The 8,891-nt window shown below is 67.8% G+C and carries 10 protein-coding genes; 5 read left to right on the top strand and 5 right to left on the bottom strand.

Annotated elements, in window-relative coordinates; all coding sequences use genetic code 11:
- Nucleotides 1–131: 131 nt before the first annotated feature.
- Nucleotides 132–815 carry a TPM domain-containing protein gene (locus QBJ92_RS18420; RefSeq protein WP_277971144.1) on the top strand — a complete coding sequence of 228 codons (684 nt, stop codon included), beginning with the start codon at nt 132–134 and terminating at the stop codon, nt 813–815.
- Nucleotides 812–1,327, top strand: a complete 516-nt coding sequence (locus tag QBJ92_RS18415) for an NUDIX hydrolase (RefSeq protein WP_277971143.1) — start codon at nt 812–814, stop codon at nt 1,325–1,327. The genes QBJ92_RS18420 and QBJ92_RS18415 overlap by 4 nt, the downstream gene beginning before the upstream one ends.
- A gap of 55 nt (nt 1,328–1,382) precedes the next feature.
- On the opposite strand, the gene QBJ92_RS18410 is transcribed toward QBJ92_RS18415, so the two are convergent.
- Both QBJ92_RS18410 and hrpB read right to left on the bottom strand, forming a co-directional pair.
- Nucleotides 1,383–1,664, bottom strand: coding sequence for an ETC complex I subunit (locus tag QBJ92_RS18410; RefSeq protein WP_277971142.1), 282 nt, complete (start codon nt 1,662–1,664; stop codon nt 1,383–1,385).
- Between the two features lie 9 nt (nt 1,665–1,673).
- On the bottom strand, nt 1,674–4,151 hold the full coding sequence (hrpB, locus tag QBJ92_RS18405; RefSeq protein ID WP_277971141.1) for an ATP-dependent helicase HrpB: 2,478 nt from the start codon (nt 4,149–4,151) through the stop codon (nt 1,674–1,676).
- 148 nt (nt 4,152–4,299) lie between these two features.
- On the opposite strand from hrpB, the gene QBJ92_RS18400 reads away from it, so the two are divergent.
- A complete protein-coding gene (locus tag QBJ92_RS18400) occupies nt 4,300–5,271 on the top strand; it encodes a cation diffusion facilitator family transporter (protein ID WP_277971140.1) in 972 nt (323 codons plus the stop codon).
- Between the two features lies 1 nt (nt 5,272).
- Here QBJ92_RS18400 and QBJ92_RS18395 read toward each other — a convergent pair whose 3' ends face one another.
- Both QBJ92_RS18395 and QBJ92_RS18390 read right to left on the bottom strand, forming a co-directional pair.
- Nucleotides 5,273–5,419 carry a Flp family type IVb pilin gene (locus tag QBJ92_RS18395; RefSeq protein WP_277971139.1) on the bottom strand — a complete coding sequence of 49 codons (147 nt, stop codon included), beginning with the start codon at nt 5,417–5,419 and terminating at the stop codon, nt 5,273–5,275.
- Nucleotides 5,420–5,515: 96 nt separating this feature from the next.
- Nucleotides 5,516–6,532, bottom strand: a complete 1,017-nt coding sequence (locus QBJ92_RS18390; RefSeq protein WP_277971138.1) for a polyprenyl synthetase family protein — start codon at nt 6,530–6,532, stop codon at nt 5,516–5,518.
- A gap of 105 nt (nt 6,533–6,637) precedes the next feature.
- On the opposite strand from QBJ92_RS18390, the gene QBJ92_RS18385 reads away from it, so the two are divergent.
- Together QBJ92_RS18385 and QBJ92_RS18380 are read left to right on the top strand one after the other, a co-directional pair.
- Nucleotides 6,638–6,922, top strand: coding sequence for a chorismate mutase (locus tag QBJ92_RS18385; protein WP_277971137.1), 285 nt, complete (start codon nt 6,638–6,640; stop codon nt 6,920–6,922).
- Between the two features lie 138 nt (nt 6,923–7,060).
- A complete protein-coding gene (locus QBJ92_RS18380) occupies nt 7,061–8,353 on the top strand; it encodes a sugar MFS transporter (protein ID WP_277971136.1) in 1,293 nt (430 codons plus the stop codon).
- A 49-nt stretch (nt 8,354–8,402) separates the two neighbouring features.
- On the opposite strand, the gene QBJ92_RS18375 is transcribed toward QBJ92_RS18380, so the two are convergent.
- Complete coding sequence (locus QBJ92_RS18375; RefSeq protein ID WP_277971135.1) at nt 8,403–8,870, bottom strand: RidA family protein; 468 nt, start codon at nt 8,868–8,870, stop codon at nt 8,403–8,405.
- Nucleotides 8,871–8,891: the final 21 nt, after the last annotated feature.

Below are 8,891 nucleotides of genomic sequence, written 5' to 3'. Positions count from 1 at the left end.
TCCGGCGGCGGCTGGGGCGGCGGCGGTGGTAGCGGTTCCGGCGGCGGATCGGATGGCAGCTGGGGCGGCGGTGGCTTTACCGGCGGCGGCGGCGGGTCGTTCGGCGGCGGCGGCGCATCGGGGGATTGGTGATGACACGAACACCACGGCTCGGCGCCGACGACCATGCGCTCGTGCTCGCGGCGGTCCAGCGGGCCGAGGACGACACCGACGGCGAGATCGTGACGATCGTCACCGATCGCTCGGACAGCTATGACGATACCGCGCTGCTGGTCGCCATATTGGCAATGCTGCTGGTGACCGCGCTGGCGACGGTCGATCCGGCGGGGGTCGAGCGGTGGTTGAGCGGTTTCACGCAAGGTTGGGATGCCGAGCCCGATCCTCGGTTGCTGGTCGGCCTGATCCTCGTCGCGCAGACGCTGATGTTCCTGATCGTGCGTTTGTTTCTGTCGCACATGCCCTTGCGGCTCGCGCTGGTGCCCAAGGCGATCCGGCGGCGGCGCGTCCGCGCCCGCGCGATCCGCTATTTCAAGGTCGGTGCGGAACGGCGGACGGCGTCACGAGTCGGGATCTTGCTGTATCTGTCGCGCGACGAACGGATGGCGGAGATCGTCGCAGACGAGGCGATCCACCGCGCGGTCCCGGCGGAACGCTGGGGCGATGCGATGGCGGCGCTGGTCCATGAAATCCGCGGCGGAAAACCGGGGGCGGGCATGGCGGCGGCGGTCGAGCAGATCGGACTGATCCTGGCTGAAACCTTCCCCAAGACCGAAACCGACCGCAACGAACTTCCCGACAGGCTGATCGAATTATGACCGCAGAGACGGTGTGGAGCGGCAAGTACATCAAGGTCATCAAGGACGGCACCTGGGAATATGTCGGGCGCGCGCGCGGCATCCAGGCGGCGGTGATCCTGGCGATCGACGATGGGCACGTCCTGCTGGTCGAGCAGTTTCGCGTGCCGCTCGGCAAACGCTGCCTCGAGCTTCCCGCCGGTCTGGTCGGGGATGAAGACGCCGGCGAGAGCGTGCTCGCCTCCGCGGCGCGCGAGCTGGAAGAGGAAACCGGCTACCGTGCGGACTCGGTCGAATCGCTCGGTTTCTTCCACTCCTCCCCCGGCATGGTGTCGGAAGGCTTCACGCTCGTCCGCGCGCGCGGATTGGAGCGAATCGGTGTCGGCGGCGGGGTCGAGGGCGAGGGGATCACCGTCCACCGCGTCCCGGTTGCGCATCTCGCGGCGTTCGTCGCCGAGAAGCGCGCCGCGGGACTGGGGATGGATGTGAAACTGTTACTGCTGCTGGGCGCAGGGATGCTGGCCGACGGCTAGGCGTCACCCGGACCGCGAAACCGATAGCGCCGGGACTAGCCCGGCACGCTGATCGTTAGCGGAAGTTGTCCGCGTAGCTTTGCAGCTTGAGCGTGCGCTGCGGTGCCGCGACGATCGTGAAGGCAAGGCCTTCGCGCTCGGCATAAGCGACCGCGGCTTCCTGCGTCGGGAAGGTCAGGCGAACCTGATCGCGCGTATCGCCCGATCCGGCCCAGCCGGTGAGCGGGTCCGGCTGCTTGGCTTCTGCGGGAGCAAAATCCAGCACCCAGGTCGAGGTGCGAGCCCGTCCAGAGGACATGGCGTTCTTGGGGCGCTGATAGATTCGGGCGGTCGACATGAGGGCTCCTTATCGTGCTTCGCGCGCGCGCGCATCTGCGTTTTTTGTTCGGAGCGTCGCGGCGGCGGAGGCGGGGTCGTCCGGCCACGGATGGCGCGGATAGCGCCCGCGCATTTCGCGCGCGACATCGGCCCAGCTTCCTGCCCAGAAGCCGGCCAGGTCGCGCGTGGTCTGGATCGGTCGACCCGCGGGTGAGGTGAGGCTCAGCACCAGCGGAACGCAGCCACCTCCCACCATTGGATGGACGGCAAGCCCGAACAGCGCCTGCGGCCGCAACTCGACGCGCGGGCCGCCCTCGGCCGCATAGTCGATCGCATGGCCGCTCCCCGCCGGGCTGTGGAAGTGCGTTGGCGCAAGCCGGTCGATCGCGGTCAGCGCATCCCAGCCGATCACCCCGCGCAGCGCATCGGTTAACGCGCCCGGGTCGATCGCATCGAGCCGCCGCTTGCCGTCGAGTAACGGCACCAGCCATTCCTCCGCCCGCGCGAGCAACGCGTCGTCGTCGAGCGCGAGGTCCGCGCCGCCGTGCGCTGCGGCAAAGGCGGCACGGTGACGCAGCGCTTGCGCCGCGTCGCTCCACGGCAGCCGCGCAAGCCCATGCGTCCGGACCCCCTCCAGCAACGCCGCGGCGATCGCGCCCGCGTCGGCCTTCGCGTCCGGCCCGCTCGACAGGCGGAGCGCCCCCAGCCGCCGTTCGCGGCGTGCGACCACGCCGCCGGTGGCCGAGTCGAACGTCGCGTCGCGGTGCGTCACGATACGGTCGCCGAACAAGCGCTCGATCGTCGCGAGGTCGATCGCGGCGGCGGACAGGATTCGCGCGCCCGACGCGAGCCCCTGCGTCTCGGCGACCGCGAGCCATTCGGTGCGGGCGAGGCTGCTGGTCGGGTCGAGCTTGAACCCGCGCCCGCCGACCGACGCCCAGGTCTCGCCCGATCCGTCGCGCCGCCGCGCGATGCGATCGGGGAAGGCCAGCGCGATCGCGGTCGCGGTTTCGCCGTCTAGCATCGTCTGTTCGGCGTTAGCAGGGGACGCGACGAGCGTGGCCCAGCGCCGCGCGAGCTTGCGCCCGGCGTCGGCGCGTTGTCCGCGCTCCCCGCGCCAGCGGCGTCGGCGCGCGTCGAGATCGACGTCGTTTCCGCCGAGCCCGCGTTCGCCGAGCAGCACCGCCACTTCCGCCGCCGCCCCGCTCATGCCGAGCTCACCCGCGCGCACCAGCATGTGTCCGAGCCGTGGCGCGATCGGCAACCGTGCGATCGCCTTGCCGTGCGCGGTCGGGCGGCCATCGGAGTCGATCGCGTCGAGCGCGACCAGCCGCGCGCGCGCTTCCTGCACCGCCGCTTCGGTCGGCGGATCGAGCCAGCCGAGCGCGCGCGGGTCGGCGACCCCCCACAGCGCGCAGTCGAGCGTCAGCGCGGACAGATCGGCTTCGAGGATTTCGGGCGGGTCGAACCGCGGCAACCCCGCGGTCGCGGCTTCCTCCCACAAGCGATAGGCGACCCCCGGCCCCTGCCGCGCGGCACGCCCCGCGCGTTGCGTAACCGCGGCTTGGCTCGCACGTTCGGTCACGAGCCGGGTCATCCCGGCGGCGCGGTCATAGCGTGGCCGGCGCGCGAGCCCCGAATCGACCACCACGCGAATGCCGTCGAGCGTGAGACTGGTCTCCGCGATCGACGTCGCCAGCACGATCTTGCGCGCGGCCGCAGGATCGGGCGCGATCGCCGCGCGCTGCAACGCCGGATCGAGGCTGCCGTGGAGCTTGTGCAGCACGATTCCCGCGCCAAGCCCGTCGAGCCGTTCGGCGGTGCGCTCGATCTCCGCGACACCCGGCAGGAACGCGAGCACGCCGCCGGTCTCCTCGCGCAGCGCAAGCTTGATCGCGGCGGCGACCGAATCCTCGATCCGCACTTCGCTCGCGCGACCGAGATGGCGCAGCGTCAGCGGATGCATCCGGCCTTCGCTCTCGACGACGGGCGCATTCCCCATCAGCCCCGAAAAGCGCACCCCGTTCAGCGTCGCCGACATCGCCAGCAAGCGCAGGTCAGGCCGCAATCCCGCTTGCGCGTCGAGAGCAAGCGCGAGCCCGAAATCGCTGTCGAGGCTGCGTTCGTGGACTTCGTCGAACAGCACCGCGGAGATGCCTGCGAGTTCGGGATCGTCCTGGATCCGCGCGACAAAGATTCCTTCGGTCACTACGGTGATCCGGGTTGCGGCGGAGCGCTTCGAATCCATCCGCGTGGCATAACCATAGGTCTTGCCGACGGGTTCGCCCGCTTGCGCCGCCATCCGCTCGGCCGCCGCCCGCGCCGCCAGACGGCGGGGTGAGAGCAACAGGATCTCGCCGGTGCACCACGGTTCTGCGAGCAGCGCGGGCGCGACGGCGGTGGTCTTGCCGGCCCCCGGAGGCGCCACCAGCACTGCGTTCGCGGACTGCCGCAACGCGTCCAGCAATTTGGGGAGAACGGCATGGATGGGCAGGGCGTGTGTCACACCGCTTCCCTACCGCAGGTTGTCGCGGATGGAAGCGTGTCATCCCGTGGGAGGGATCGCGCAGGATGACGGCTTTGTCATCGTGCGCGTCCTAGTATCTCACGATCACGCGATGCTAGGCGGCTGAAATCGAACGCGGAGACTTCTGATGGCCGGGCAGAGCCACGCGCACCATGGGCATGACCATGGCGGGCATAATCATGGGGGCCATGGCCACGGTGGGCATGGGCACAGCCACGCACCGGCCAGCGGGCACGATCGCGCCTTTGCGGTTGGAATTGCGCTCAACCTCAGCTTCATCGTCGGCGAGGTCGTGTTCGGGCTGATGGCGCATTCGGTGTCGTTGCTTGCCGACGCCGGGCATAATCTGTCGGATGTTCTGGGGCTTGGCGCGGCATGGGCGGCAATCGCGCTCGGGCGGCGGTCGCCGTCCAAGCGGTTCACCTATGGGTTGAAGGGCTCGACGATCCTCGCCGCGCTGCTCAACGCGCTGTTGTTGCTCGTCGCGCTGGGGGCGATCCTGCTCGAGGCGATCCAGCGGCTCGCGGTTCCCGCCCCGGTCGATGGCCCGATGGTGGCGTGGGTCGCGGGGGTCGGCATTCTGGTGAATGGCGCGACCGCGCTGATGTTCCTGCGCGGGAGCGCGGACGATCTCAACATCCGCGGCGCCTATCTCCACATGGCGAGCGACGCGATGGTGTCGGCGGGGGTGGTCGTTTCCGGGCTGCTGATCTGGTGGACCGGGGCGATCTGGCTCGATCCGGTGGTCAGCATCGTCATCGCGGTGTTGATCTTCCTGCAGACCTGGGGGTTGCTGCGCGAATCGGTCGAGATGTCGCTGGCAGCCGTTCCACGCGGGATCGATTCGGATGCGGTCCGCACTGACCTCCAGGCGCTTCCGGGGGTCGCGCAGGTGCATCACGTCCATATCTGGCCGATGAGCACCACCGAAACGGTCCTCACCGCGCATCTCGTCATGCCGCAGGGGCATCCGGGGGATGCGTTCCTCCACGGCGCGCAGACGATGTTGAAGGACCATTTCGGAATCGGCCATGCGACGCTGCAAGTCGAGCTCGAAGCCGATTGCGCGTCCGAGGTGGCCGATTGCACCGGCGCGTAAGCTACATCACCGCACCGATGTTCTCGTAGGCGGTGGAAACCTTGGTCCCGAGCGACTGCATTCCGGCGATCGCCGCCACCGCGATCAGTGCGGCAATCAAGCCATATTCGATTGCGGTCGCCCCGCGACGGTTCTTCCAGATGTTCACGGACGGTGACTCCCTGCTGATCGTGCAGGGAGGTTCTGGACGCGGAACCTTGTGTCCGCGTGAGTCACGCCATCCGTGGGACTACGGTATCGCGGCCTAGTACGCTCGCGCTACGGCGAACTCGACCGCTTCGATCATGGCGTCCTTCGCCTGACCGTTGGCGAAGACACCAAGCGAATCGATCGCGCGCTGACCATAATGGCGCGCGCGCGCGAGCGTATCCTCGACCGCCCGCGTCGAGCGGACCAAAGCGATCGCGCGCGCGAAATCCTCGTCGCGGTTGCGATGGCCTTCGATCGCGGCCTTCCAGAACACGCGGTCTTCCGGATTGCCGCGCGCATAAGCGAGAATGACCGGAAGCGTCGCCTTCCCTTCGCGGAAGTCGTCGCCGGCATCCTTGCCCATCGTGCCCGCGTCGGACACATAGTCGATCGCATCGTCGACCAACTGGAATGCGATCCCCAGGTTGCGGCCATAAGCATCGAGCGCGAGTTCCTCGCTCTCGGGCCGTTCCGCGACGACCGCCGATACGCGGCACGCGGCGGCGAACAACGCGGCGGTCTTCGCGCCAATGATGTCGAGATAGCGTTCCTCGGGCGTGTCGACCCGGCGGGCGGCGGTCAGCTGGTTGACCTCGCCCTCCGCGATGATCGCGCTCGCGCCCGCCAGAATGCCGAGCACCTTGAGCGAGCCATCCTCGACCATCAGCTCGAACGATCGGCTGAACAGGAAATCGCCGACGAGGACGCTCGCCGGGTTGCCCCAGATGAGATTGGCGGTGCGCTTGCCGCGCCGCAGGTCGGAGCCGTCGACGACGTCGTCGTGGAGTAGCGTCGCGGTGTGGATGAACTCGACCGCGGCGGCGAGCCGATGATGGCGCGTGCCAGAATAGCCGAGCAGCCGCGCGCTCGCGAGCGTGAGCATCGGGCGCATGCGTTTGCCGCCGCCCGCGATCAGATGTCCGGCAAGTTCGGGGATCAGCGGGATCTGCGATTGCATTCGCGACAGGATGACCGCGTTTACCATGTTCATGTCGCCCGTGACGAGCTGAACCATGGGTTCGAGCGACGGTGCGGGCCGGGTATCGCCCAGGCGGTGGATCGTGGCGGTCATGTGGACTGCGATGTGGCCGCGCGGCGCCGCAAACGCAACCCTTTGCGGGTTGCACGGCGCACGTGTGTCGCTCAAATAGGCCCATCACGGGATAGGAGTACGCTGGTGTCCGACGAAACGCTCAACGGATACCGTCAGAGTATCGACAATATTGATGCTGCGCTGGTCTTCATGCTGGCCGAACGGTTCAAGGTGACCAAGGCGGTCGGTCGCTACAAGGCGTCGGCTGGACTGCCCCCGGCGGACCCCGGTCGCGAGGAATCGCAGATCGCACGGTTGCGCGGTCTGGCCAACGATGCGCAGCTCGATGCCGATTTCAGCGAGAAGTTCCTGCGGTTCATCATCGACGAAGTGATTCGTCACCACGAGCGCGTCCGCGACGGCGGCTAGCGCGACGCCCGGCCGGTCCGGGTCTACAGGGTCGCTACACGGGATCGTTAACGCGCTGTACCCGGCTCCGAACCGGTGGCAGACGGTGCGCCATATGGCGGCGCGGCGCATCGCGCCGGTCCGAAAGTGGAGCATTTCATGGCACTGAACCCGGGCACAAAGCCCGCCGGGACAACCGCGGCGGGGGATGCCGATCACGGCGTCAACGCGCCCGATCTGCAGGTCTTCGTCTTCGCGCTGTTTTTCATCTTCGGCGGGATCACCAGTCTCAACGACGTGATCATCCCGAAACTGAAGGACTTGTTCACGCTCAATTATGGGCAGGCGTTGCTGGTACAGTCCGCCTTCTTCGCCGCCTATTTCGTCTTCTCGCTCCCCGCGGCGGCAATCGTCCGGCGGATGGGCTATATGCAGACCGCCGCGATCGGCCTGTTGCTGATGACGATCGGCTGCGTGCTGTTCATCCCCGCTTCGTCGTCGGGCACCTTCGTCGTGTTCCTCATGGCGTTGTTCGTGCTCGCGATCGGCATCACGACGGTGCAGGTCGTCGCCAACCCGCTGATCAGCCTACTCGGGGCGCCGCGGACCGCGTCCAGCCGGCTGACCTTCGCGCAATTCTTCAACTCGCTCGGCACGACGATCTTCCCGATCGTCGGCTCGATCCTGATCCTCGGCAGTCTGGCCAAGGTCGATTCGAAGACGCTGACCGGCGCCGCGCTCGACGCGCATCGCACCGCGGAGACGCAGGTCGTCGTCCACACCTATCTCGGCCTTGCGCTCGCGCTGGTGCTCGTCGCGGTGGTGGTGTGGTCGCGGCGCAAGCGCCTGCCGCATACGGTCGAACAGCATGGCAGCATCTTCCAGGCGTTCGACTTGCTCAAGCGCCCGCGCTTCGCGTTCGGGACGGCGTGCATCTTTCTGTATGTCGGGGCGGAAGTCGCGATCGGGTCGCTGATCGTCAGCTATCTCGAACAGTCCACCACGATGGGCTTCGACGCGGTCACCGCGGGGAAGCACGTCGCTTATTATTGGGGTGGCGCGATGGTCGGCCGGTTCATCGGCGCGTTCGTGCTGCGAGTCGTGTCGCCGGGCAAGGTGCTCGCGGGGGTCGCGATCGGTGCGGTCACGCTGATCGCGGTATCGACGCACAGCACAGGTGCGGTCGCCGGTTGGTCGTTGCTGGCGATCGGGTTGATGAACTCGATCATGTTCCCAACGATCTTCAGCCTGGCCAGCGAAGGGCTCGGCGCGCGGGCCGCGGAAGGATCGGGTATCATCGCGACCGCGATCGTTGGCGGGGCGATCGTGCCACCGCTGACGGGGGTTCTGGCGGACCAGTCGTCGTTGCAGTTCGCGCTGCTGGTCCCGGCGTTATGCTATCTGGTGATCGCCAGCTACGGCGTCTTTACGCGCAAACCGACCGTCGGATGACGGTGGCGCGCGGACCGTTCCCGTCCGGAACGGTCCGCGCGTTCCGCCATTACGGCATCGAGATCTGAACGATCGCGTCGACTTCGACCGCTGCACCAAGCGGCAGGGCGCTCACGCCAACCGCGCTGCGGGCATGCTTCCCCGCGTCGCCGAACAGTTCGACCATCAGGTTGGACGCGCCGTTCGCGACCTTGGGCTGGTCGGTGAAATCGGCGGTAGAATTGACGAACACGCCCAGCTTCACGATCCGCTCGACCCGGTGCAATCCGCCGAGCGCAGCCTTGACCTGCGCGACCAGCATCAGCGCGCAGGCCTGAGCCGCCGCCGCGCCGTCTTCCAGGCTGACGTCTTCGCCCAACCGACCCGTGATGACCGCGCCATCCTTGAACGGCAACTGTCCCGAAATGTGCAGCAGGCCGTTGACCTCGACGGTCGGTACATAAGCGGCGACGGGGGCAGCGGCGGCGGGCAGCGTTAGGCCGAGCTCGGCAAGCTTGTGGTCGATACGGTCGGTCATGAACAGGCTCCTGGGAGTAAG

Origin of the sequence: Sphingomonas echinoides, assembly GCF_029623395.1 — a bacterium.
Lineage (GTDB): Bacteria > Pseudomonadota > Alphaproteobacteria > Sphingomonadales > Sphingomonadaceae > Sphingomonas > Sphingomonas echinoides_A.
Note: the sequence above shows the minus strand (reverse complement) of the source record. Positions and strands in the feature narration are given on the sequence as shown.